Raw genomic sequence first — 22,086 nt, 5'->3', positions numbered from 1 at the left:
GCAATGACTTGTGAAGAAATCATGTAGAAGACAATCACGATTATTTCGTCAGGCTGGAGAAGAATTGATCACCCAATAGGGCAAAAACGAACATCACGGGTACTTTGCCAAGCAACGTTGCAAGAACAAAGCTGACGAAGCTCATCCGACTGATTGCTGCTGCAGTATTAACCGCCTGAGAAGGTACAAAAGGAATAAGTCTAGCTATTACTACAGCGAGAAAAGCGTTGCGCTCCATAATCAGCATAAACCGTTCTACACGCGCTGACTTTGCAAGCAGCCGCCTCCCTTGCTTTTGGAATACGTAGCGCACACTGAGGAATAGAAGAACAGAGCCGATAGTAGAACCAATCACATTCAGGCCGCCACCTATAAGGGGGCCAAATTGAACACCCATCATTCCGGCAATAATGCCATAAGGGATTATCGGTACAATGGCAAACAGTACAGATGCCACTGCAATCCAAGGTATGTTGCGCTTATCTCCACTCTCCAGCAGGATCAGAATAGGCTCTCTATAAATAATTAAAATAATAATTGCTATTGCGTATGTACTGAGCAAAATCCACTTTTTGATCATCCACAACTCCCTCGCTTCAAACTTCATCTTACCTTACAATAGCCATGGATGCACGAGGCTTGTATTCCAGAATAATCTCATGTTGATTCATTTTACATAAGCTTGGGTAAGTCTTTTTTAGCAATTCTGTGGCGTTTTTTTCCAATGCCATTCGATTCTAGCAATCATCGCACACATTATACCCTTACAGTTGAGAGGAGACAGACGCAATGAAAAAAAGTATTGTATTAGCGACTACACTCAGTATTATGCTTGCGATGCAAGCCGCACAGGTTGAGGCTGCCCAGCAAAAGCCTATTTCTCTGTATGTGAATGATAAACCGATTACATTCAATTATCCACCCTTCATTGAAAAAGGAAGAACGATCGTAGAAGCCCGTACTTTATTCGAATCGCTTGGTGTGTCCTTGCGCTGGAACCAGAAAGAACAAACGATCACCGGCACGAAGGCAGGGCTTCAGCTTCAGATGAAAATCAATGAGAAGTTCGCTACCGTAAATGGGAAGAAGGTTTCCCTTGATACCCCGCCACGCGTTGTTCGTGGACGCACATTAATTCCATTACGTTTTGTAGGCACCGTTTCTGGAGCGAAGGTTGTCTGGAACCAATCTGCACAAACGATTAAAATAACCAATTCTATTCATTTTCCCGATCAAGCTCTTGAGCAAATGATAAGAGCAGCAATAGGCAAACCAGATGCCTCCAGCCCTATTCTGAAAAGCGATCTCGCGGGTATTACGCATCTTTCCAGCGGCATGATAGACTCAGATCCCTCTAGGCCACAGTATGAACCGCGTGATTTAACCGGAATTGAACAGCTTACGTCATTAAAGTCACTGCATGTAGAAGGTGATATTCGCTCCTATGAGCCACTCGGCAGTTTGACGCAGTTAGAGCAGCTCACTGTGAGGGGCTCCGCGGAAAGCTTGGCTCCAATCGGGAAGCTGACCCAGCTTCAGGAATTGAACATTCGTTTCCTGGGTGACGATATTCGTCCGCTGCGCACATTAACTCATCTGACGAACCTGCAGATTAGCGGGAATATGTCCGACATTAGCCCCCTTGCGGGCTTAACCAAACTCAAAGAGCTTCATATCACGAACAGTAAGGTTTCTGATATTAAGCCGCTTGCCGCTTTGAACAACCTGGAAATATTAAATTTGAGCCGTAACCAAATTAAGGACATCTACGCACTTGGCCAATTAACTGGTCTTGAACAGCTGGATGCCAGCTGGAATCAGATCACTTCCATTGCCACTTTTGAAGAGTTGACCAAGTTGAAGCAGCTGAATCTGGAGAATAATGCCCTAACCAGCTTGGCTGGCTTCCCAATGGCAAAAGACTTGACTAAAGTGATGGTTCAAACCAATAAATTAACTAGCTTGAAGGGCTTGCCTGAACTGCGCAATGCTGAAATCATAGCATCTGATAATGAAATTCAAAGCTTAGCTGGATTAGAAGAATTCACCTTCAAAGGATTGGACCTGCGTAATAATCAGTTAACTAAACTTGAAGGTCTGCGAAATATCAGCGTCCAAGATTTGTTGCTGGATAATAATCAGATTACGGATCTGTCTGCTCTTCGTGCTGGCGCAAGAATTCATAATTCGCTTTCCTTGAACAATAACCTGGTTTCTGATTTGACTCCTCTTGCAGATATGAAAGCTCTTCAGCATTTGTATATTAGCAACAACCGAGTGGAGAGCATCGCTCCCATCGCAGGGCTGGCTTCATTGAAATCCCTCGATGCGATTGCCAATAAGATTGCATCCATTGACCCTCTGCTGCAGATGCCAATGATACAGTCCGCGAAGTTCGCTTCTGATCTGGCACCGGATATTGGCTCTATTGAGAAGCTATTGACTCATTCTACTTTAAATAGCCTGCATGTTTATATTGGCGGACAGCCTTCTGAGCAGCTCATCGCACTAGCTAAGAAATATAAGGAGAATGGTAAAACACTCCTTTATGCCGCTCCATAATAGCATGCCTGCAGCAAAAAACCTGATAAGCAAACGCTTATCAGGTTTTTTTTGAGTATAATGATTGATTCCTTGTATCTATCTTCAGCGCTTGTAGACGACCTCTTTGTAAGCTTGAATAAAAGACTGCGGATCTACGGATACCGTATACGAATAGACCCCTTGAAGAGTATGCAAATATAAGAGCCCGCCTTCATCCCCGATCCGTTTGAATGATAGATCGAATACATCTATAATCGGAAACTCTCGATGCTTAGTTACGATACGCTCTTCATACAAATACATTTGACGATCCAGTACGACTGTTTTCTGATCGATGCTCGTAACTTCCCGCTCCACCTTATAATAAGGCTGTACCGCTATCCAATTCATAATGCCCCCTAGCTTGTATGCACGCTACAAATTAGAGTCTATTTTAACAAAAATCAGGAGCACATACAAATAACCTGCCAATGATTTTGCTTAACTATTCATTGGATCTTATTCTGAATAAAATATTCTGCTTGAATTCTAATGGTAGCTATCGTCTCTTCTTCCGTAATCCCATATTGTCCTACTATATTTGCAATCTCTCCAAAGCTTCCTTCTACATGGATACTTTCCGCTTGAAGATCTATGATTACGCTCATTATGATGTTATCCTGATATTTCACGATAGCTTCGACGACCTGTTCATCAACGTCCACTCGAACGAAATCTGTTTTAATACCGATCGGCATAAACGTCGTGTAGCCTCTGCTGTTTCCCATTCTGTTCTGAGCCTCCACGCAGTATTTATTCTAACGTAGTCCCATTCAGGAAGTCCTTCATTAATTCATTAGACAGCTTCAATGCTTCCTCCCTATCGCCAGCAGGTGCAGTGATCATATAGCCATCCTTTGCTGTCCAACTGCCCTTTGAAGCATCTGCAGCATCTTTGGCGGAAGCCGCAATCGTCACTTCACTGAGATCTGTATTCACATATAGCGTTCCGTAATTATAGGTGACTGGACTTCCATTATCATAATAGCCATAGACGATATCTCCTGCACCGTTTTCTTGAAATTTAATTGCCAGCTTTCTTTGGTCAGATGGAACAGGAATGCTCTCTCCCACTACCTCAATCGTGCCATTGAATGTTTTCACATTCGTGAGACTCTTCTTGAGCTTCCCATCAATTCGAATCTTGACCGGACTTGTAAACTCCTTATGATCGGCTCCCAGTTGATACTTAACCCCTTCTAGCGTAACGGAATATGATTTGGGAATAATTTGTGTGATCGCAATGATAGAAATAGCGAGTACTATAAGTGCTGCTGAGAATAAAAACTTCTTCATCATGTCCCTCCAGGCTTTGTTATTCGTTCTAGCTATATGCTTAACCGATAATTCGAATTATTCATGATTTGTTGCAGAGCCATGTCCATGGCATCTGATGTTAGCCAAGTAGTATCAAGCAAATGCTTAGGATCCAGTCTTGATTCCAAAAATTCATCTCTTAGAATTAAGCAGCGTTTCCCCATTCTATGCTCTGGCTTTCTCAAAGCATCTCTGCTTAGCAGGGTGGCTTTATCCGACCATAGAACAACATAGATCAGACGTATAGGAAGCTCCTGCAGCTGCTTTTGCAACCATTCAACATCATCTGGAAAGGCAACATAATCAATCACGACATCTGTCCCATGCGCTATGAAATTTTTCGTAAGTCCAGCGATGTTATTCCAGATTAAGGAAAGCTCTTCTTTGCTTTCCCATGGCTTGTCACGCCCATTAATATGCATATGGCTAATTGCATCGCCAGAGATATAGGCACTCTTTATTAATCTCCTGACGAGCACATTTGCAGTCGTAGATTTTCCTACCCCTGCTGGTCCAGATATGACATATACCGTCTGTAAATGGTCAGCACTAGAAGCATCATTAATTATCATTTATCATACCGCCTGTCTTTGATTACGCATGATGGAATAAAAGAAAAACCTATTTATTATAGAAAAGCAATAGGTTTGGAACATAATATCTAATCCTTATATGTAAAATCCAATTTTCATTTCAATCAGTATATCGCTTTCAGTAAAATATTGTCAACTCCTTCACTGGTTAGTCAGTTGTACCTATATAAAAGACCCTGACTAAAGCAGCATATGCTTTTTAGTCAGGGTCTCCTATTAAGATAGGCTTGTAATAAGGCTAGATCGTCCAGTTACCATTGCGGAAGATCGGCTCGCGCGTTCCATCCTGCGTCACACCGTCAATATTCATATCAGGAGAACCAATCATGAAGTCCTCATGTGTAAGGCTTCTGTTCGCACCATGAGCGAGAAGCTCTTCCGGAGACATCGTCGTGCCGCCGCTGAGATTTACGGGATAAGCCTGGCCTAATGCCAAATGGCAGGAGGCATTCTCATCATATAAGGTGTTGAAAAAGATCACATTGGAATTCGAGATCGGTGAATCATGCGGCACAAGCGCAACCTCACCCAAATGCCTTGCCCCATCATCGGTATTCAACAAATTGGTTAATGCCTCATAGCCCTGCTCAGCTGAATAGTCCGTCACTTTTCCATCCTTGAACGTTAAGGAGAAGTTGTTAATGAGCTGGCCATTATAGTTTAGAGGCTTCGTACTGCGCACGGTTCCGTTCACTCCATTTCTGCGAGGCATGGTGAACACTTCCTCGGTTGGCATGTTCGGATTGAAGAAGACGCCCTTCGCATTTTCTTTGGAACCGCCAAGCCAGATATGCCCTTCGGGCAGTTCAACAGTCAAGCTCGTGCCTGGCGCTTCATACTGCAGCTGCTTATAGCGCTTGGTGTTGAGCACCTCTACCATCTGGCGAAGCTTCGCATTATGATCCTTCCAAGCTTGAATAGGATTGTCGAGATCAATACGAGTAGCCTCGATAATCCGCTCCCACAGCAGCTGGACAGCTTGCTCTGGCGTCTCTTCTGGGAATACTTTGGCTGCCCATTCAGGTGTTGCATAAGAAATTAGCGTCCAAGCATTTGTATGATTCATTAGAGAACTTCGATAGTTGATTAATGCAGTAGAAGCTGCTTTGGAGGCTGTCGCTACCCGTGCTGGATCTGCATCATTCAGAAGATCAGGATTCGGCGAATAGATCGTAATAAAGGCAGCGCCTTTCTCCACAAACTCCTCCCAGCCCTTGGCACGCCACATGGGGTATTCGGAGAATGCATCATCAGGCGCTTGCTTGTACTTAATACGAGATAATTCCTCATCATTATATTCTACATGTACATTTTTAGCCCCGGCTTCATAAGCTTTTGATGCAATCAAGCGTACTAGCGGTGCGGAGGAAATCGGCGCCATAACAACAACCGTCTGCCCATGCTGTACATTAACGCCTACGTTAACCGCTAACGCTGCGTATTTTTCTAAGTGCTGCTGTGTAGGATACATAATAACGATCCGCCTCCATTTAATTTAGATAAGTTTGCCACATCCTCTATTATAGCGCGTTCATTCCAAATGCTCAAAACAGCAGGAGCGGTTTAACCATTTTGAAATTAATAAGCTCAACTCCGCGCCGATATACAACCTGAGACTGAATGACGAGATACCCTTGGCGTTCAAAAAACGGCTTAGCCGTTATGCTTGCTTCTGTATTTATTTCCATGCAGCCCAGCCTTTTGGCTTCTAGCTCCAATTGATTAACCAGTGCAGCAGCAATCCCTTGTCTCTGATAGTCTTTGTGTACATACAGCCGATCCAAATGGCCTTCCTCTGTCAGGTCAGCAAAGCCAACGATTTGCCCGAATTGCTCTGCAACAACAGTGACGTTCTGAGAAAATGACACTTTCCAAGCTGCAAGCTTGATCATCTCTTCTTCTCTTGGAGCCCAAGCTTCCAATTGCTCCTCCGAATAATCCCTTTTGTTCACGGCATGCACCGTAGTATAGAACAAAGAAATAATGGCATGAATATCCGAATCACGATACTTTCTCACAATCATTATTTAGCCCTTCCTTTTTCTTTCCTTTTCTCGACTGACTCAATTATAGCATGGCAACATGCTAATAAAGCCGCACGATTTTCGTGTGGCTTTTGAAGTGCTTAATTGAGAGCCTACCAACGAAGGGGCAAACTGTTTTGCTCTTTATCCTCCAACAGCTCGGAGACTGTTACAATCTTGAAGCCCCTTTTTTCAAGCTCAGGCAATATAATTTCTAATGCCCTTACGGTCTGCATAGAGCTGGAGACATGATCATGAAGAAGAACAATATCGCCATTTCTTGCGTTGTTTAATATTTTTTTCGCAATATTTTGTACCCCAGGCCGTTTCCAATCATTCGTATCTTGATGCCATGACCACAATACCGTCGTATAGCCGAGCCTCTTCGTAATTTGAACGGATTGCTCATTATAATAGCCGCCTGGCGGACGAAATAAGACCGGTTTTTTCCCCGTCAATTTCTCCAACGACTCTTCTGTGCGGACAATTTCGTCCTCTATCGTAGCAGAATTGATTTTTTCATTGAAATAAATATGATTGTATGTGTGATTAGCAACCTCATGTCCCTCTGCTGCTTCCCGCTTAATTGTATCCGGATAGCGATCTACTCGATTACCCAATACAAAAAAGGTAGCCTTCGCATTATGCCTTTGCAGAATATCTAAAATTTGCTCCGTCGTTCTTGGGTCAGGGCCATCATCGAATGTTAGGGCAATCTTTTTTTCCTCAAGAGGAACCTCCCATACCACCTCTCCTGATTTTTCATAAAAATCTCTATCTCTTTTAATGACAGGAAATTGAAATCCACATAAAAGGCTCATGCACAAGAATAGGATTATCGCCTTCTTCACACCCGTGTATCCTCCTTTCACTGGCCAAGCAGTCGGCCCTATGTTATGTATGCCTGTTGAATCATTTAGAGGAGAAAGATCCGACAGCTCTATTCAAGCTGTCGGATGCTGCTCATTTAGCGGAATGGTGCAGTAATCGTGCGGCCAATATCGGTAATAATTACGCCGACATCATTCGCAAAGTTCTGAACAGGATGACCATTCGTTCTATTTGTATAGGCGGATTGAATTCTTTGATGAATGCCCTTGTCTGTCGTTACATGGATCGTGTACCCTGGATATTTTTTCTTCAATGTATTATGCACTTGACGCTCAACGTTATTTTTCTTTTGGTTGGTATTCAGATCAAGACCTACTACTGCGTTTTTATTGTGAACAACAACGGTTGCTTTCGAGACTCCTTTAATAGTGCGGGCATCCCGGGACATTTGCTTTTCCTTGTGATCATTGACATTAACATGCATATTGTTGCTGTTGTTCGTTTTGATTTGCACGCGGTTAACATTCGGCGCATATTCGGGCGATACAGTGGAATCCCTTCCCGTAATCACCCGGTTACCTGCACCAAGCGCCATGTTCGGGGTCATATTGTTCTCAATACGTCTTACCTCATGCTTTGCTTTCATTTCTGTTTTTTCAACCGGATGAGTGCCGCAAGCCGTCAACATTAAGCCAAGTGATACTAACAATGCACATGATAATGAAGATTTTATTAATTTGTTCATCATTCAACCCCCTTTTTCTTGGCTTTAGGTTATGCACAATGAAGGCAAATATAAGTGCCAAACATTAGGATCGCTTTATGGACGGTTACTTATTTTAATGTGATTTTTCAGAAGATAAATGAACATATTGACATACAAAAAGGGCCAACCCCATTCGGTTGACCCTCCGCTGTTCATTACATTAGCTTGCTGTTTATTGCTTCTTTTCACTTACTCGGGCTGTAAGAGCAACAGCGCCGAATTGAACGCGATACAAGGCAGCGACCGCTATAATTAAAATGCCCAGTACGACGAAAATATTGCTGTATATAGAGGCCACCCCATTTGTAATCAATGGGTTTAGATGAAAAGACACGGAGCCATTATCAAGCAGTTTACCGATAACGCTCATTGCAATGGCGCCCGATATAAAATTGACCATAGACAGTAGCCCCATGCCTACCCCGGTCTCCTCCTTCGGCAGTGTTCGGGAAATCGTATTCGACATCGCAATCTGCATAAAGGTATGTCCTACGTTGCCCAATATAAGAATAATGGCAATGATATACGCTGACGAACCAATTAAGGTGCTCAGAAGTCCGAAGCAAAGGAAGATCAGAATAGATGCGATGAAAATAAGCGTATAGTTGCCTCGTTCATCAGCTAATTTACCACCCTTGCGTCCCATTATTGCGGAAGCAATTGCTGCCGGGAATAAGACAAAGCCGATATCGCCTGGTGTCAGATCATTCAGTTTATTCAAAAACTGCGGTGTTATGAACGTTAAGCTAAAGCTCATCGCTGTTGTAACAAAGGCAATCAATAATCCTATAGAGAAGCTTTTGTTACGGAATAAAACCGGTTTAATGAAAGGAACGCCGGCACTGCGAATGCGAACAATGAACAGGACGAGCATAATCACTCCCGCCAGTAATAGAATGGCATTCGTCTGTGTAATGGCAAGCAAGAAGAGTGCAACTGTGGCGGCCAGCAATCCACCGCCCAAATAGTCAATCTTGTCCACTCTTCCCTTCGCGTCGTCCAAATACTTTCGGAAGAAAGGTAATGTCAAGAGCGGAAGCAATGAAATAATAAATAGCAATCTCCAGCTTCCTACAGTGGTAAGCAAGCCTGCGACGACTGGCCCGAGCGCACTTCCGAGCGCTAATCCGACAGCAGAAGTTCCAAGTGCCCGTCCCCGCTTCTCTGGAGAAAAATAACGAATGGGAATAATCATTGCGGTAGCTGGAAGCACGGAAGCACCGGATGCTTGTAGTATACGCCCGACAATAATCATCCAATATTCGGAGGAGACAAACCCCACAATGGAGCCTATTGCGAAGAGGATAAGACCATAAGTTAGAAGATCCTTAAGACGATATTTATCCGCAAGCTTCCCCATCACCACTGACCCTATCGCATATACAACCATATATGCAGTCATCATCCAGCTCACTTGAGAGGGAATCAAATCGAACTCTTTACCTATCTCTGGCAGAGCAACATTGAACATAGTGCCATTCATTACTGAAAATATAAGAGTAACGACCAGAACTCGAAGCAGCTTATCGCCGTTATTCAAAGCAGGTTCATTCATAATTTCCCTCCATTCTATTTGATTAACAAGTATATAGTGAGTCACCTCTGTAAATATATTATTGAGTATGCTCACTATTTTGTCAAGATAGCTGAATCAAATTAATGAGTATATAATATAATGAGATTACTCATTATCTTCAAAGGAGGCGTTTTATGTTCCCCCCTTCCAATCCTTCAGCAGCAATTGACGTTATTCATGTATTAGTGCGTACAACCCAATATATACAAAGAGAATTTGCAACCCAGCTAGCTGCTCTTGAATTGCCCTATTCCATTACGGGACCGAGACTGCGTCTCCTGTCCGTTGTGTCGGAATCAGGCAAGATTCGCATGAATGAGCTGGCAACTAAGCTAGGCATTAAAGCTCGTACCGTCACCGATTTTGTCGATGCCCTTGAACAAGAGCATCTCCTTATTCGTATTCCCGATCCGACCGATCGTAGAGCTACGCTGATAGAGCTTACCGAGCTCGCGCAAAGCAATATTGAGCAAGTACTAGCCTTTCAGGCAGAGATTGCAGAGAAATTACTTGGAAACTTGTCTATCGAACAACGCGAGCAATTTTTCGAGCTTCTTATCCAGCTTATTGCCGATAAAGATATGTCCAGTCCTTGTGAAGATGAGCTCAAATAAGGTTCATTTCTTGCGAAAGCTCACGCTCTTGCATCCACGCTTTAACTGCTGCTTGATTAGAATCCTGCAGGTTCAGCAAGGGAAATGCCATGACTTATCTTAGGCACCACATAACCCCGGCTCTTTTTATTGCTTATGACAATAAGAAGAGCCGATTTTTTTAATAGTACTTTTTCCTTTTCACCCACCAGCACTAGTACGCTGGATTCACTAAATAAGAAGCCCTCTGTTAATTGGTAAAACATATTGGCTTTCTTCTATGTACAATTGCTTGGCTTGAAGCTTGGAATATATTCAACAATCCAGCAATCCCTATATTCCCCTTCATGCCATTCATGCTTCGCTAAATATCGTTTCTTAATAAATCCACATTTCTCGTATACGCGCAGCGCTCGTTCATTCCATGCCTGGGGGTCCATAATAATCCGATCAGCTCCTTGCTCGGCTGTTAAATATTGAACCATGGATCGCACAAGCTCTGTGCCGATTCCTTTATTCCAATACTCCACTTCCCCGATAAATTGATCCATCCCAAATAGTTGCCCCGTACATCCATCGTACCCATAATGCTGGCAGTCCTCTTCAGTCAATCTGTAATATTGAATATACCCGATAGGCTGAGCCTCATACTCAATCAGGCATCTCGTACTATCGGATTGACTATAAAAATTCTCCCTTACCATCGCAAGATCATGCACATGGTCCCGGCCCTCATAATATTCCAGTACGCGAGCGTCACTCAACCACTTTACCAGCACTTGCGCATCCTCTTCCCTGAGCAGCCTTACTGTTAGGCTGCCTTGACTGTACAGCTTCATTGCTGTCCCCCTCCTTTTAATCCATCTATTCCTGTCCTCTTATCAACTCTAGTACAATCCGATTATATCAGCAATCAACTGTTAGATTTTGTACAATCACGTCGTTCTTAATGATAAAATGAGATATATGTCATAGTAATGGAGAATATTAGTTATTATAATGACATACAACATGATCTAAGCCTAGCAATGAATAAGCGATTCTACTCACTGAAGGGATGATGACAATGAAGCTACAAGGGAAAACTGCTGTGATAACAGGCGCTGCTTCAGGTATGGGAAAAGAAATTGCTATCTTATTTGCGCAAGAGGGAGCTCAAGTTGTCGTTGCAGATATGAATGAAGCGGCCATTAACTTGGTTGTTTCGGAAATCACTTCTGCTGGCGGACAAGCTCAAGGAGTCGTCACGAATGTTACGAAGGAAGAAGATATAGCTCGAATGATAGATACAGCCGTAGATTCATATGGCAAACTCGATATTCTAGTAAATAATGCCGGAATTATGGACCAAATGATGTCTGTAACTGCGGTTACAGACGAAATGTGGGAGCGCGTCATGGATGTCAATGTTACGGGCCCGATGAGAGCTATTCGTAAAGCGATTCCGATTATGACGAAGCAAGGAAACGGAGTTATTATTAATACTGCCTCCGTCGGGGGGCTGTTCGGCTCACGCGCTGGTGCTGCCTATACGGCTTCCAAGCATGCCGTTATTGGTCTCACCAAGAACGTTGGCTTCCAATATGCCAAGCAAGGCATTCGCTGTAATGCAATAGCTCCGGGTGCTGTAGCAACCAATATAGGCGTAGGCATAAGCGCTCCCGATCCGCATGGTTTAGAGCAAGCGATGTCAGGCATGGCCTTACAACGCGGAGAAGCTGGCAATCCGAAGCAAATTGCGTCAGTTGCCCTGTTCTTGGCTTCAGACGATTCCAGCTTCGTCAACGGAACAATCGTTACCGCTGATGGCGGTTGGAGTGCTTATTAAAAGTCAAATTAGGATGTAAGAAGACTATCCTGCCATATACGATAAAAACGGAAGAATTGGACAGAGCTACTCGTCCAATTCTTCCGTTTTTTATTGCTTTGGCCTAATAAATAGTATGATCCGTCATGAATCCGCCCATTATTTATACTATTCGAGGAAATTGGATAAATTAGGTTGACATAATTAAAAACATTGAATATCATATGAACAAGTATTCATATATTGTCAGGAAAGAAGGTTGACCGATGAATGAATATCGCATAAAAGGCCTTTCTTGCGGCGGCTGCGCTCAACAACTGGAGCATAAGATCAAACAATTGGAGCATGGGAAGAATGCAAAGCTTAGCTTCAATACCGGCAAACTTACCGTTGATCCTCAGATTTCAATACAGGATTTGACTAAGGTATTACAATCAGAAGGCGCATATATGGAAACAAAAGCAGATGGCACTCATGGACATCATCATTCCGGTGAGGATCACCATGGGCATGATCATACCCATGATGCAGGCGGTAATTCTAAGATGCTGCGCCTACTGCTTACTTCAAGCGCTATTTATGCAGTTGCTCTCTTGTTAGATGGTGTGCTTGATCGCCAAGCTGTGATCCTCCTCTATTTGGCGGCTGCTGCTATTAGCGGCTATACAACGTTCTGGAGGGGGCTCAAAAATGTATTTCGATTAACCTTCAATATCGATACGTTAATGACAATTGCTCTTATAGGCGCTGTCTCGATTGGCGAATGGCGAGAAGCGACACTCGTCGCTATTCTCTTCGGACTCAATGAATTACTGGAAGGCTACGGAATGGAGAAAGCAAGGCGCTCTATGGAGTCCTTGCTTCAAGCAGCACCCAAAGAAGCTCTCAAGATCGAAGATGGGAAAGAAATCATTGTTCCAAGCTCCTCTCTTCTGGCTGGAGACAAGGTTAGGGTGAAGCCAGGTGAGCAAATCCCATCTGACGGTGTGGTTTATGAAGGAAAAAGCTCGGTTAATGAGGCTGCTATTACGGGTGAATCTCTGCCAGTGGATAAAGCTGCAGGAGAGCCTGTATTTGGAGGCAGCATTAATAATGAAGGCGTGCTTCTCATTCAAATAGACAAAGCCTACCAAGATTCCTCCCTTGCAAAAATTTTGCATCTTGTTGAGGAAGCCCAAGAAACGAAGACGCCGACTGAGCTTTTTATTAATAAATTCGCCAAGTACTACACGCCCTTTATTATGATAGCGTCAGCTGTCCTTATATTGGTGCCCCCGCTTCTATTCAATGGAGATTGGATGAAATGGCTGTATCAGGGCTTATCGGTGTTAATAGTCGGTTGTCCTTGTGCGTTAATCTTATCTTCACCGATTGCCATTGTTTCGGGTATTACGCGTAATGCCCGCCATGGCATTCTGGTAAAAGGAGGCGTCTATTTAGAGCAATTAGGAAAAATAGACACGCTTGCTTTTGATAAGACAGGCACATTGACCAAAGGACAGCCCCATGTCGCTAAAACCGAAGTGTACGACCAAGAAAGACTGTACAGAATCGCAGCAGCGATCGAGCAAGCATCGTCTCACCCTCTTGCCAAAGCTATCCTGAAAGAAGTTGATCGCCTCGGCATATCGTATTCCGCTGCAGATCATATTGAGACAGTTGCCGGGAGCGGTGTGAAGGCGCTTATTAACGGAGAAGCTTATTCTCTTGGCAACGAACAAAGTATCGCACATCTAGCCCTTCCGCTTGACATACAATCGAGCATTAATCAATTTAAGGAGGAAGGCCTGACACTTGTAATCGTGGCGGATTCCTCCAACGTCTTAGGTATCTTCGGTATCGCTGATGAAATAAGAGAAGAAAGCCGGGAGGTCATTGCTGCTCTTCATAAGCTTGGAATTAAACGAACGGTTATGCTGACAGGTGATCATCCCAAAACCGCTGAGAAAGTAGCTGCTCTCGTTGGCGTCTCGTCTTATTATGGAAGCCTGCTTCCCGAGGATAAAGTCAATCAGATTAGAAGGCTGTCCGAAAGCGGTCAAGTTGCCATGATCGGCGATGGCATTAACGATGCTCCTGCCCTTGCTTCTGCTCACCTCGGAATTGCCATGGGAAAAGGAACGGATAGTGCCATCGAGACGGCCGATATTGTCCTTATGCAAGACCATTTGGGCAAGCTGCCTGAAGCTATTTCCGTTGCGCAACGGGTGAACCGCATCATTCGTTTCAATATTGCAGTAGCGCTTGGCCTTAAGCTGATCGCTTTGTTGCTAACGATACCTGGGCTGCTGACGCTGTGGATAGCTATTCTATCAGATATGGGTGCCACTATATTCGTCACCATCGTAAGCTTGACCTTGCTCATTGAAACAAAACGCTCTGCTAAATCCTAAAGCAAGATGATACAAAAATCAGTTATACGGGAGAATAGCTATGTTTGACATCCATACCGAATTAGTACAAAAGCTCGTGCTTGATCAGTTTCCTAGATGGGCGAGTCTACCCATCACTCCTGTCGAGCAAAGTGGACATGATAATCATACCTTTCACTTGGGAGATCAGATGAGCATCCGGCTGCCTAGCGGACCTCATTATGTTCCACAAGTAGAAAAAGAATGTTATTGGCTGCCCAAGCTAAAGCCCTTCTTATCTTTGCCGATATCAACACCGCTTGAAAAAGGAGAGCCTACGATAGATTTTCCTTATCCCTGGTCTATAAATTTATGGCTTGCAGGTGATACCGCAAATAAGAATAGGATTCCCGATCTCCATCAATTTGCTAGTGATTTGGCGGGATTTCTCAAGGAACTGCAAGCCATTGACTCTTCTGGCGGACCTGCAGCAGGAGAGCATAACTTCTATCGGGGCGGCAGACTGTCTGTTTATCAAGAAGAAACACAGAGAGCTCTTGAAAAACACCAATCCGATCTGCCAGTAGATCTCTTACAGGAAATTTGGTCTTTGGCTATGCAATCGCAATGGAGCAGCAGTCCCGTATGGGTACACGGCGATATTGCACGAGGGAATCTTCTTGTGAATAATGGAAGGCTCTCTGGCGTTATCGACTTCGGCATACTTGGGATTGGTGATCCCTCCTGTGATTATGCAATGGCATGGACATTCTTCGATAAGGAGAGCAGAGAAACATTTTTCCAATCTCTGGCATGCGATAACGAAACGTGGAATCGGGCCCGCGGATGGGCATTATGGAAGGCTCTAATCACATATGATGAGCAAGATGCAGCTATTGCCGCTCTTGCTGTAAGTACAATTGATGCTATTATAGAGGAATTTGCAGCAATCAAGTAGCTAGTGAAGACCAAGACCAAGTCGTCCCAATCGACTTGGTCTTGGTCTTTTTCCAGCTTTTCAGAAATATTTTCTCATTATTAACTCGATCGGACCTCTTTCCTTGTATTTCCTCCATCCATATGAGAAAACCAGAGCTATAATGAAACAGCCAATCCCATATGCTATTGCAAAAGAAAGGCTTTTGTTCTCCAAATAGCCTATTGCCTCCAGAAATCCTAATCCGAATACAATATGACCTATATAATGGGATAATGACAGCTGACCTGTATGAATGAATGTCCGTGTCCATAAAGAATTCTTCCACTTGTCAACCATATAAAGGCTGATTGCAATGATCCCTACAGCCGAGCATGTTCCAGAGAGGACATACAGCATTGTTGGCGGCATCGGCTTAGTCGTGAACAAATAGACAGCTGCTTCTTTGTCGAATACAGGGAAAGTCCACTGGTGGATTAGAAAATAAGAAATCGCTTCAAAAATAATCATGCCTGACAGGGAGTAAAGCACCAGCTTCTGGCGATTATGCGGTTCATACCAGCGTTTTCTCCCCATCCACATCCCAAACAGAAAAAAGCAAACCCATGGAAAAAATGGATGAAATCCATTAAATAACAGATTGCGGACGAAGCCTTCAACTGTCCAAAAGTCTGTATACTCATGAAAGCTCTCATCCCAGCCTTTACTATAATCAAACAGAATAAGTAGCAGTTGTGAAGCTAGTAGAATTACCGTGAACAACCCGATGATTTTACGATCAGATACAGTGAATAAAGCAGCTCCTACGAGTAAAAAAACTGCATAATAATGTAAAATATCCGCACTCCAGCCCAATAACAACAAAAACAAGCCTAGAATAATTAGAAATAATGCCCTTCGATACAATCCGTTCCGACTTAGCTGAATCGATTCCTTATTCATGGACAGTCTCGCCCCCGCAGTCAGCAAGGACACTCCGATACCTGCCAACAGCACAAATAAAGCGGAAGCTCTTCCTTCGAATAATCCCGTAATTGTTCTAAGCCATATCTCGCCGCTGTCTTCTGCCTGCATCGCGAGCTTGTAGTTCACCATAATCATTCCGAATATGGCCCATGCTCTTGCATAATCAAGTGCGGTTATCCGCTGCGACGATTTGCTCATTTCACCATATTCCCTGATACAATCAGCTTCACCGCTCGAATCCAAATATCCTCATAATGATAATCCAATTCGTAGCTCATGTAGTTATCTATACTCTCAATGATCATCGTCAGCAGTTGTGCCTCAACCAGCCTATCCTTGCGATCCAGAACTCCCAGTGAAGCTCCGTAATTCAATATTTCAACGAACCCTAGTGTGAATCCCTTCACAATTTCCAACAATTTTTGAGAGTACTTGGAATCCCGATAGCTTAATGCTTGATATTGGTTCATGATTCGTGAATAATTGTCGTCCTCTGCCTGCTGACGAATTAGGTTTAGCCCATCATTGATCAGCTTTTCTTCAAAATTATTTTTCACATAATCCTGAAGGTTAAAAAAATTGGGAAATGCAATACTCTTGCTTATTTCATCGAACAAAACATCAATCATCGTCTCCTTTGATAAAAAATGGTAATACAATGCCGGCTTTGATATCCCTGCTTCCTTCGCGATCATCGCCATACTTGTCTTGTCAAAGCCATGCTCAGCAAATAAGCGATAACCAATTTCCAAAATATTAGCATACGTCGATTTTTTATTCATGGACTGTTATAACTCCTTATAGTTTACTTACCGTTCGGTAATCACAGTATACAAAATGGATCATTCTATCGCAAGCTATTTCAGAGCCGGTACTAATCCTGTTCACCAAACTGGGGAAATGACCATAGCTTATAAAGGCGTTAGTATGTTAAGGGAGTGGATGATGTGATTAAGCTTAGTTTGGAGACAGCCAAACGATTATTGGCTATCGCAGAACAAAAAGCAAGGCAATTGGGACTTTCCAGTGATATCGCAATCGTTGATGACGGTGCCAACCTGATCGCATTCTATCGTATGGACAATGCGAGAATTGCAGGCATCGACATTTCTCAGAATAAAGCTTGGACGAGTGTAGCCATGCAAATGCCTACCGCCAACCTTGCACAATCAGCTCTTCCTGGAGGCCCCACCTTCGGCATTAATACGACTAACCATGGCCGGCTTGTCATCCTTGGAGGAGGCATTCCTCTCGTAAGCGAAGGCCAGATCGTTGGAGGCATTGGGGTCAGCGGAGGAACGAGTGCGCAAGACATTGAAGTAGCCAACGCTGCGGTTCAAGCCTTTGAGAGCATTAGCGGTAACAGCAATGTCATGTTTGCCACTGCTCGTATTGGTTCTAACCAATGCTTTAGCTAGTCAGGCTGCTGAATCGCCCTCCATAGCTCAGGCAGCAGACTGAGCAGCCTCAACAAGGCTGCTCAAAAAGTGATGTTTCCTGAATTTATATCGGCCACTAGGTACTATTAGACCTAGTGGCTTGGGCTATTCCTGTAAGCTTTGAGCAGCAGCTAATAGCTGCTCTTTCGTCAGCTTAGTCGAGTCGGAGCTCATCCGATACTGATAGGTATAGCTCTCATCCTCAACAAGCCAGGTTAGCTCCTGCAAAAAATGACTATCCGTATACCAGAATTGATCTATAGACGTGTAATGCGCTGCATGGGTGTTAACCTCCAGCTCCTCATAAGCAATAGAGCTAGGTACCTTCCATAACTGCTTTATAGAAGAATCCACCGCCGTCTTTTCTACCGTCAAATAAAGCTTCTCTTGCTTATCATTCCTATACATCGTCGTATAAGATTGCATAAACGTATCGTCCGAGGCTTGAAGCTTGCGCCATACCACCTCTTCCCCTGTTCGCTTGCTCTCCACTCTCGCTTCTTTAAGCAGATCCTGCGCCTCCACTCCTACAAAAGCGCCGAAAGGATACCCGTTCATCCCCCCGCTATAGTGATAGCTGCCCAATAACTGCTCAGGGATCGAGTAAAATTGCTGATCAGTTGCCAATCGTGCACGCCAAGCTGCGAAATCTGTTAGAATCTCCGGTTGCGATACGGGTAGAAAAGGCTGCTTATGCAGAGCTTCTTTATTATCGAATGATTTGAAATAAACAATCGCCTTCTCGCCTGGCAGCAGCTGCTCCTGTACCTCATCAAGACTCTGCTTGATGCTGGCTAACTCTACTTGCGTGAACTGCAATCCTTCGTGCTGCTCAACAACAATAGATAGATTGCCTGCGGTGTTCTCATATAATAGCTTACCCCCAGCATAGGCGAACCCGCTTGCCAACATAATGACTACAACTATCGTCGCAAGTCGCGGCACTTTTATAAATCGAGGTGAAGGCTTTCCATCCTTTGCCCGTTCCTTCTGGCTTCTGTAAGCATCAAGCATGCGTGAGTCCAGCGCTCTTGGAACAACAAGATGCCGGGCATGCCGCTTGTATTCTTCTTGCAGCTTCTGCTCAATAGACATATTCTTCTTTCTCCTCTCTCCTATTCTGGTGATCAAACAAATGACGCAAGCGCTTGAGCGCATGGTGATGTCTGGATTTGACAGTGCCTAAAGGAATTTCGAGCAGCTCAGCAATATCGTCCAAAGCATAATCCTCATAGTATCGAAGTACGACTACTTCTCTCAGTTTGTATGGCAGATCAGCCACCAAAGGCATCAACGCCATCCGTTCAGCAATGTTTTCTTGGGCATTATGAAAAAGAGGCGCCTCACGGGTAGTTTTCAGCCTCTCTATGATACGGAAAAGCCGCCAGCCTTTCCTTTTCCAGCTTTTCACCTGTCTCACTATTAGACCATTGAACCAAGAGCGAAAGCTCTGCTCCTGATTATAGTTAGCTATGCTTCTTAACAGCTCTATATAAACCTCACTCATTATGTCCGCGGTGTCCTGCTCGTTCTGTGCCAAATAATAGATTAGCTTGTAGACATGGTCGCGCGTTGCCTCATATACCTTTCCAAAAGCTTCTTCCTCGCCTTGACTCATCCGGGTAAGCCAAAGCTTCATTTCCTGTTCTTCCATGGCTGGCCTCCAATCATGCATTACTCAGGTTATTGGCTTGTTTCTGGAAAAAGGTTCAAATTAAATAAAATAAATTTATTTTTATTTATAATAGGCAATAACTTATATTGTAAATCTTTTCACTATCCCTTGCTGCAAAATAAATGGAAAGAAGCCCGCAAATACTGCGAGCTTCTTTCCATTTATTTTTTTATGAAACACATAATGGCTCACGAACCGCATATAACTGCTGAAAGCCATGGCTTTTCAATATACGTGCTGCTTTTTTGCTAGTATAGCGATTATTTGACAGAATGAGTACAGGATCATTGGGCGTTAATTCCTGCTGCCACACGAATGGCAATCTGCCCAATGATATGTTAATCGTCCCATCCAGATGGCATTCCTGATACACTGCAGCATCACGTACGTCCAGCAGTTTGAGTGCTGGCAGCAGATTCGGCGGGTCATTGACTACTTCCTCCGCCACGAAGGTAAGCCCTTTGACCGGCCAGACTCTTCTGACCAACCAGCCGATGATGGCTGCAAGCAGCACTAGAACAAAAGACATGAGTTCCCACCCTCCTATTCCTATTTGCAAAAAATTAGTCCGTAGTGAGGTCACCTGTCCATGCAAGCAGTCCGCCCGTCATATTGACAACATCAAACCCCTTTTCACTCAACAGCTCGCATGCAAGTGCAGACCTGCCCCCGCTTCTGCATATGATAATCATCTCTTGCTGCGAATCCAGCTCATCCTGCCTCTCCAGCAATTGTCCGAGCGGAATATGTGCAGCGCCAGCGATATGGCCAGCTGCCCACTCATTAGGCTCACGCACATCTATCATTCGGATCCGCTCACCCTGTTGCAAGCGTGCTGACAATTGTTCAGGTGTTATTTCTTTCGTTGGTTGAAAACCCATTATCTATCACTCCTGATCTGAGTTGTTCTATCTCTTAACGGCTTTTCACCAGTAATTCCACCGCTTCTTTAACTAGCTTGCTAGTATCTCCGCCAGCTAGCTGTTCTTCCAATATGCATTGCTGAAGATTCTCAGCTACAATTTGTGCCATTGCTTTATCAGCTGCATTACGAACGGCAGATAGTTGGCTGACAACGTCCTTGCAAGACTTTCCTTCCTCCATCAAACGGAGCACACCCCGTACCTGTCCCTCAATTTTTCTCAGCCGAGTTTTCATTTCATTCGAGTAGTTGTAGTCCATAGCTGCTTTGCCCACCTTTCACATATACGTGTATGGGTATATTATAGCTCAAAAAAAATAAATTCAACATCCTTATATAAACAGATTGACTCTGCCCTCTGAAGCATCCCCCAAATAAGCAGCTACCCCGCCATACTGCAAACCGTCCAATAATTCTTCTTCCTGCAGTCCCAATAAATCCATCGTCATCGTACAGGCTACCAGCTTAACACCCTGCTCCTGTGCTAATTCAATCAACTGAGGCAGCGTTAATGCATTATGCTTTTTAATAACATGCTTAATCATTTTCGGCCCCATTCCAGCCATTTGCATTTTGGACAGCCCCAGCTTATTAGCTCCGCGCGGCATCATCCAGCCAAATGCTTTTTCCAATAATCCCTTGTTTGTCTTGACAGCCTCTTCCTTACGCATCGTATTAAGGCCCCAGAAGGTGAAGAAAATGGTAACCTCATGATCATATGCTGCAGCACCATTCGCAATAATGAATGCCGCCATTGCCTTATCATAATCCCCGCTGAATAATACGATTGTCGTTTTTTGTTTCGTTGTCTCCATATCAAATCTTCCCCTTTGTATGCTCGTATAATGATTAGAATAATATATCCAGCCATATCTTAATGACTGTTGCTGTAATCAGTAAAGCCAGCAGCCATTGCAAAATTGTAGTATTCATTTTTTGTCCAAGCTTGGCTCCTATAGGCGAAGCCATAATGCTGGCTATAACCATAACAATCGACGGTATGAGCAGCATATGTCCGCCCATCACTTTACCCGCAGTTGATCCGATTGAGGCAATAAACGTAATCGCCAAGGAAGACGCTATTGCAACACGGGTAGGAATTTTTAATATAACGAGCATAATAGGAATCGTAATAAAAGCTCCTGCCGCACCTACAATCCCTGACAGTACACCTACAACAAGCGCGGAGATTGAGGCTATGGTGCCATTGAATTGAACCTTTGCGTAATCTTCCGTTTCCTTTCCTTGTTTAGGCAGAAACATCATGATGGCCGCGATCAGCGCCATGATCGCATAGGTCAGATTAATAGCCGAATCGGGCAGAAATTTCGAGCCGTACCCACCGAGGAAGCTTCCTGCAACGATAGGGATACCCATATATAGAACGAGCCTTTTGTTAATCATGCTGCCTTTGCGGTAGGCAAAAATGCCAGCGAATGAAGCAAAAAATACTTGTATAGCACTAATCGCAGATACCTCTTGAGCAGAGAAAGCAATAAACCCTAGCGCTGGCGGAATATATAATAACATCGGATATTTAATAATGGAGCCGCCAATACCCACCATACCCGATAGGAAGGAGCCTATAAAGCCAATAGCGAACAACGTAATAATCCAGCCCAAATCCAAGTCCATAAGCCACCTCTACTCCTGATAGCGCCTAGCAGGAGATTCTTAGTTGTCATTTCAATTTGCGTATTACCAAT

At 43.9% G+C, this 22,086-nt stretch carries 27 protein-coding genes; 6 read left to right on the top strand and 21 right to left on the bottom strand.

Annotated features, from left to right (window positions below; all coding sequences use genetic code 11):
- Positions 1–40 precede the first annotated feature (40 nt).
- A complete protein-coding gene (locus AC50YO_RS01315; RefSeq protein ID WP_494842312.1) occupies positions 41–580 on the bottom strand; it encodes a TVP38/TMEM64 family protein in 540 nt (179 codons plus the stop codon).
- A gap of 209 nt (positions 581–789) precedes the next feature.
- Here AC50YO_RS01315 and AC50YO_RS01310 point away from each other — a divergent pair, with 209 nt between their 5' ends.
- Positions 790–2,562 (top strand): leucine-rich repeat domain-containing protein, encoded by a 1,773-nt coding sequence (locus AC50YO_RS01310; protein WP_494842310.1) that lies wholly within the window; start codon positions 790–792, stop codon positions 2,560–2,562.
- A gap of 84 nt (positions 2,563–2,646) precedes the next feature.
- Here AC50YO_RS01310 and AC50YO_RS01305 read toward each other — a convergent pair whose 3' ends face one another.
- The 9 genes from AC50YO_RS01305 to AC50YO_RS01265 all read right to left on the bottom strand — a co-directional run bounded on the left by AC50YO_RS01305 (position 2,647) and on the right by AC50YO_RS01265 (position 9,669).
- Positions 2,647–2,934, bottom strand: coding sequence for a hypothetical protein (locus tag AC50YO_RS01305; RefSeq protein WP_494842308.1), 288 nt, complete (start codon positions 2,932–2,934; stop codon positions 2,647–2,649).
- Between the two features lie 98 nt (positions 2,935–3,032).
- Positions 3,033–3,311 (bottom strand): hypothetical protein, encoded by a 279-nt coding sequence (locus AC50YO_RS01300; protein ID WP_494842306.1) that lies wholly within the window; start codon positions 3,309–3,311, stop codon positions 3,033–3,035.
- 25 nt (positions 3,312–3,336) lie between these two features.
- Entirely contained in the window at positions 3,337–3,879 is a 543-nt protein-coding gene (locus AC50YO_RS01295; protein WP_494842304.1) for a hypothetical protein, read from the bottom strand.
- Between the two features lie 32 nt (positions 3,880–3,911).
- The gene (locus AC50YO_RS01290) at positions 3,912–4,472 is read right to left on the bottom strand and encodes a P-loop nucleotide/nucleoside kinase family protein (protein WP_494842302.1); all 561 of its coding nucleotides are present in this window, start codon (positions 4,470–4,472) and stop codon (positions 3,912–3,914) included.
- A 259-nt stretch (positions 4,473–4,731) separates the two neighbouring features.
- A complete protein-coding gene (locus tag AC50YO_RS01285) occupies positions 4,732–5,964 on the bottom strand; it encodes an aminopeptidase (RefSeq protein ID WP_494842300.1) in 1,233 nt (410 codons plus the stop codon).
- 73 nt (positions 5,965–6,037) lie between these two features.
- A complete protein-coding gene (locus AC50YO_RS01280; protein ID WP_494842298.1) occupies positions 6,038–6,517 on the bottom strand; it encodes a GNAT family N-acetyltransferase in 480 nt (159 codons plus the stop codon).
- Between the two features lie 113 nt (positions 6,518–6,630).
- A complete protein-coding gene (locus tag AC50YO_RS01275) occupies positions 6,631–7,368 on the bottom strand; it encodes a polysaccharide deacetylase family protein (RefSeq protein ID WP_494842296.1) in 738 nt (245 codons plus the stop codon).
- Positions 7,369–7,484: 116 nt separating this feature from the next.
- Complete coding sequence (locus AC50YO_RS01270; RefSeq protein WP_494842294.1) at positions 7,485–8,093, bottom strand: YhcN/YlaJ family sporulation lipoprotein; 609 nt, start codon at positions 8,091–8,093, stop codon at positions 7,485–7,487.
- A gap of 193 nt (positions 8,094–8,286) precedes the next feature.
- Positions 8,287–9,669: an MFS transporter gene (locus tag AC50YO_RS01265; protein ID WP_494842292.1), complete on the bottom strand. Its 1,383-nt coding sequence runs from the start codon at positions 9,667–9,669 to the stop codon at positions 8,287–8,289.
- 155 nt (positions 9,670–9,824) lie between these two features.
- On the opposite strand from AC50YO_RS01265, the gene AC50YO_RS01260 reads away from it, so the two are divergent.
- Positions 9,825–10,304 carry a MarR family winged helix-turn-helix transcriptional regulator gene (locus AC50YO_RS01260; protein ID WP_494842289.1) on the top strand — a complete coding sequence of 160 codons (480 nt, stop codon included), beginning with the start codon at positions 9,825–9,827 and terminating at the stop codon, positions 10,302–10,304.
- A gap of 56 nt (positions 10,305–10,360) precedes the next feature.
- Here the strand turns inward: AC50YO_RS01260 and AC50YO_RS01255 are convergent, their stop codons facing one another.
- Together AC50YO_RS01255 and AC50YO_RS01250 are read right to left on the bottom strand one after the other, a co-directional pair.
- Positions 10,361–10,549 carry a hypothetical protein gene (locus tag AC50YO_RS01255; protein WP_494842285.1) on the bottom strand — a complete coding sequence of 63 codons (189 nt, stop codon included), beginning with the start codon at positions 10,547–10,549 and terminating at the stop codon, positions 10,361–10,363.
- Between the two features lie 12 nt (positions 10,550–10,561).
- A complete protein-coding gene (locus AC50YO_RS01250; RefSeq protein ID WP_494842280.1) occupies positions 10,562–11,122 on the bottom strand; it encodes a GNAT family N-acetyltransferase in 561 nt (186 codons plus the stop codon).
- A gap of 227 nt (positions 11,123–11,349) precedes the next feature.
- On the opposite strand from AC50YO_RS01250, the gene AC50YO_RS01245 reads away from it, so the two are divergent.
- From AC50YO_RS01245 to AC50YO_RS01235, 3 genes are all read left to right on the top strand, one after another.
- A complete protein-coding gene (locus tag AC50YO_RS01245) occupies positions 11,350–12,111 on the top strand; it encodes an SDR family oxidoreductase (protein ID WP_494842278.1) in 762 nt (253 codons plus the stop codon).
- A 245-nt stretch (positions 12,112–12,356) separates the two neighbouring features.
- Positions 12,357–14,483, top strand: a complete 2,127-nt coding sequence (locus AC50YO_RS01240) for a heavy metal translocating P-type ATPase (RefSeq protein ID WP_494842276.1) — start codon at positions 12,357–12,359, stop codon at positions 14,481–14,483.
- Positions 14,484–14,523: 40 nt separating this feature from the next.
- A complete protein-coding gene (locus AC50YO_RS01235; RefSeq protein ID WP_494842274.1) occupies positions 14,524–15,399 on the top strand; it encodes an aminoglycoside phosphotransferase family protein in 876 nt (291 codons plus the stop codon).
- A 60-nt stretch (positions 15,400–15,459) separates the two neighbouring features.
- Here AC50YO_RS01235 and AC50YO_RS01230 read toward each other — a convergent pair whose 3' ends face one another.
- Together AC50YO_RS01230 and AC50YO_RS01225 are read right to left on the bottom strand one after the other, a co-directional pair.
- A complete protein-coding gene (locus AC50YO_RS01230) occupies positions 15,460–16,542 on the bottom strand; it encodes a DUF418 domain-containing protein (protein WP_494842272.1) in 1,083 nt (360 codons plus the stop codon).
- Complete coding sequence (locus AC50YO_RS01225) at positions 16,539–17,126, bottom strand: TetR/AcrR family transcriptional regulator (protein ID WP_494842269.1); 588 nt, start codon at positions 17,124–17,126, stop codon at positions 16,539–16,541. Before AC50YO_RS01225 ends, AC50YO_RS01230 begins: the two co-directional genes overlap by 4 nt.
- A gap of 165 nt (positions 17,127–17,291) precedes the next feature.
- Between AC50YO_RS01225 and AC50YO_RS01220 the strand changes: the two genes are divergently transcribed.
- Complete coding sequence (locus AC50YO_RS01220; protein ID WP_494842266.1) at positions 17,292–17,762, top strand: GlcG/HbpS family heme-binding protein; 471 nt, start codon at positions 17,292–17,294, stop codon at positions 17,760–17,762.
- A gap of 126 nt (positions 17,763–17,888) precedes the next feature.
- Here the strand turns inward: AC50YO_RS01220 and AC50YO_RS01215 are convergent, their stop codons facing one another.
- The 7 genes from AC50YO_RS01215 to AC50YO_RS01185 form a co-directional block, all read right to left on the bottom strand.
- Positions 17,889–18,878 (bottom strand): hypothetical protein, encoded by a 990-nt coding sequence (locus AC50YO_RS01215; protein ID WP_494842262.1) that lies wholly within the window; start codon positions 18,876–18,878, stop codon positions 17,889–17,891.
- Positions 18,868–19,437 (bottom strand): sigma-70 family RNA polymerase sigma factor, encoded by a 570-nt coding sequence (locus tag AC50YO_RS01210; protein ID WP_494842260.1) that lies wholly within the window; start codon positions 19,435–19,437, stop codon positions 18,868–18,870. The genes AC50YO_RS01215 and AC50YO_RS01210 overlap by 11 nt, the downstream gene beginning before the upstream one ends.
- A 190-nt stretch (positions 19,438–19,627) precedes the next feature.
- Complete coding sequence (locus AC50YO_RS01205; protein ID WP_494842258.1) at positions 19,628–19,987, bottom strand: rhodanese-like domain-containing protein; 360 nt, start codon at positions 19,985–19,987, stop codon at positions 19,628–19,630.
- Between the two features lie 34 nt (positions 19,988–20,021).
- Positions 20,022–20,339, bottom strand: coding sequence for a rhodanese-like domain-containing protein (locus AC50YO_RS01200; RefSeq protein ID WP_494842256.1), 318 nt, complete (start codon positions 20,337–20,339; stop codon positions 20,022–20,024).
- Positions 20,340–20,373: 34 nt separating this feature from the next.
- Positions 20,374–20,640 (bottom strand): metal-sensitive transcriptional regulator, encoded by a 267-nt coding sequence (locus tag AC50YO_RS01195; protein WP_494842254.1) that lies wholly within the window; start codon positions 20,638–20,640, stop codon positions 20,374–20,376.
- A 72-nt stretch (positions 20,641–20,712) separates the two neighbouring features.
- Complete coding sequence (locus tag AC50YO_RS01190) at positions 20,713–21,195, bottom strand: DsrE/DsrF/DrsH-like family protein (protein WP_494842252.1); 483 nt, start codon at positions 21,193–21,195, stop codon at positions 20,713–20,715.
- A gap of 34 nt (positions 21,196–21,229) precedes the next feature.
- Positions 21,230–22,015 (bottom strand): sulfite exporter TauE/SafE family protein, encoded by a 786-nt coding sequence (locus AC50YO_RS01185; RefSeq protein WP_494842250.1) that lies wholly within the window; start codon positions 22,013–22,015, stop codon positions 21,230–21,232.
- Between the last annotated feature and the right edge of the window lie 71 nt (positions 22,016–22,086).

It is taken from the genome of Paenibacillus sp. J22P59, assembly GCF_059383895.1.
This window is presented reverse-complemented; position numbering and strand designations above follow the sequence as displayed.

Excerpts from the sequence above, each read along its gene's own strand:
- AC50YO_RS01315 (WP_494842312.1), bottom strand. The coding sequence starts at position 580 with ATGATCAAAAAGTGGATTTTGCTCAGTACATACGCAATAGCAATTATT.
- AC50YO_RS01310 (WP_494842310.1), top strand. The coding sequence starts at position 790 with ATGAAAAAAAGTATTGTATTAGCGACTACACTCAGTATTATGCTTGCG.
- AC50YO_RS01305 (WP_494842308.1), bottom strand. The coding sequence starts at position 2,934 with ATGAATTGGATAGCGGTACAGCCTTATTATAAGGTGGAGCGGGAAGTT.
- AC50YO_RS01300 (WP_494842306.1), bottom strand. The coding sequence starts at position 3,311 with ATGGGAAACAGCAGAGGCTACACGACGTTTATGCCGATCGGTATTAAA.
- AC50YO_RS01295 (WP_494842304.1), bottom strand. The coding sequence starts at position 3,879 with ATGAAGAAGTTTTTATTCTCAGCAGCACTTATAGTACTCGCTATTTCT.
- AC50YO_RS01290 (WP_494842302.1), bottom strand. The coding sequence starts at position 4,472 with ATGATAATTAATGATGCTTCTAGTGCTGACCATTTACAGACGGTATAT.
- AC50YO_RS01285 (WP_494842300.1), bottom strand. The coding sequence starts at position 5,964 with ATGTATCCTACACAGCAGCACTTAGAAAAATACGCAGCGTTAGCGGTT.
- AC50YO_RS01280 (WP_494842298.1), bottom strand. The coding sequence starts at position 6,517 with ATGATTGTGAGAAAGTATCGTGATTCGGATATTCATGCCATTATTTCT.
- AC50YO_RS01270 (WP_494842294.1), bottom strand. The coding sequence starts at position 8,093 with ATGAACAAATTAATAAAATCTTCATTATCATGTGCATTGTTAGTATCA.
- AC50YO_RS01265 (WP_494842292.1), bottom strand. The coding sequence starts at position 9,669 with ATGAATGAACCTGCTTTGAATAACGGCGATAAGCTGCTTCGAGTTCTG.
- AC50YO_RS01260 (WP_494842289.1), top strand. The coding sequence starts at position 9,825 with ATGTTCCCCCCTTCCAATCCTTCAGCAGCAATTGACGTTATTCATGTA.
- AC50YO_RS01255 (WP_494842285.1), bottom strand. The coding sequence starts at position 10,549 with ATGTTTTACCAATTAACAGAGGGCTTCTTATTTAGTGAATCCAGCGTA.
- AC50YO_RS01250 (WP_494842280.1), bottom strand. The coding sequence starts at position 11,122 with ATGAAGCTGTACAGTCAAGGCAGCCTAACAGTAAGGCTGCTCAGGGAA.
- AC50YO_RS01245 (WP_494842278.1), top strand. The coding sequence starts at position 11,350 with ATGAAGCTACAAGGGAAAACTGCTGTGATAACAGGCGCTGCTTCAGGT.
- AC50YO_RS01240 (WP_494842276.1), top strand. The coding sequence starts at position 12,357 with ATGAATGAATATCGCATAAAAGGCCTTTCTTGCGGCGGCTGCGCTCAA.
- AC50YO_RS01235 (WP_494842274.1), top strand. The coding sequence starts at position 14,524 with ATGTTTGACATCCATACCGAATTAGTACAAAAGCTCGTGCTTGATCAG.
- AC50YO_RS01230 (WP_494842272.1), bottom strand. The coding sequence starts at position 16,542 with ATGAGCAAATCGTCGCAGCGGATAACCGCACTTGATTATGCAAGAGCA.
- AC50YO_RS01225 (WP_494842269.1), bottom strand. The coding sequence starts at position 17,126 with ATGAATAAAAAATCGACGTATGCTAATATTTTGGAAATTGGTTATCGC.
- AC50YO_RS01215 (WP_494842262.1), bottom strand. The coding sequence starts at position 18,878 with ATGTCTATTGAGCAGAAGCTGCAAGAAGAATACAAGCGGCATGCCCGG.
- AC50YO_RS01210 (WP_494842260.1), bottom strand. The coding sequence starts at position 19,437 with ATGGAAGAACAGGAAATGAAGCTTTGGCTTACCCGGATGAGTCAAGGC.
- AC50YO_RS01205 (WP_494842258.1), bottom strand. The coding sequence starts at position 19,987 with ATGTCTTTTGTTCTAGTGCTGCTTGCAGCCATCATCGGCTGGTTGGTC.
- AC50YO_RS01200 (WP_494842256.1), bottom strand. The coding sequence starts at position 20,339 with ATGGGTTTTCAACCAACGAAAGAAATAACACCTGAACAATTGTCAGCA.
- AC50YO_RS01195 (WP_494842254.1), bottom strand. The coding sequence starts at position 20,640 with ATGGACTACAACTACTCGAATGAAATGAAAACTCGGCTGAGAAAAATT.
- AC50YO_RS01190 (WP_494842252.1), bottom strand. The coding sequence starts at position 21,195 with ATGGAGACAACGAAACAAAAAACGACAATCGTATTATTCAGCGGGGAT.
- AC50YO_RS01185 (WP_494842250.1), bottom strand. The coding sequence starts at position 22,015 with ATGGACTTGGATTTGGGCTGGATTATTACGTTGTTCGCTATTGGCTTT.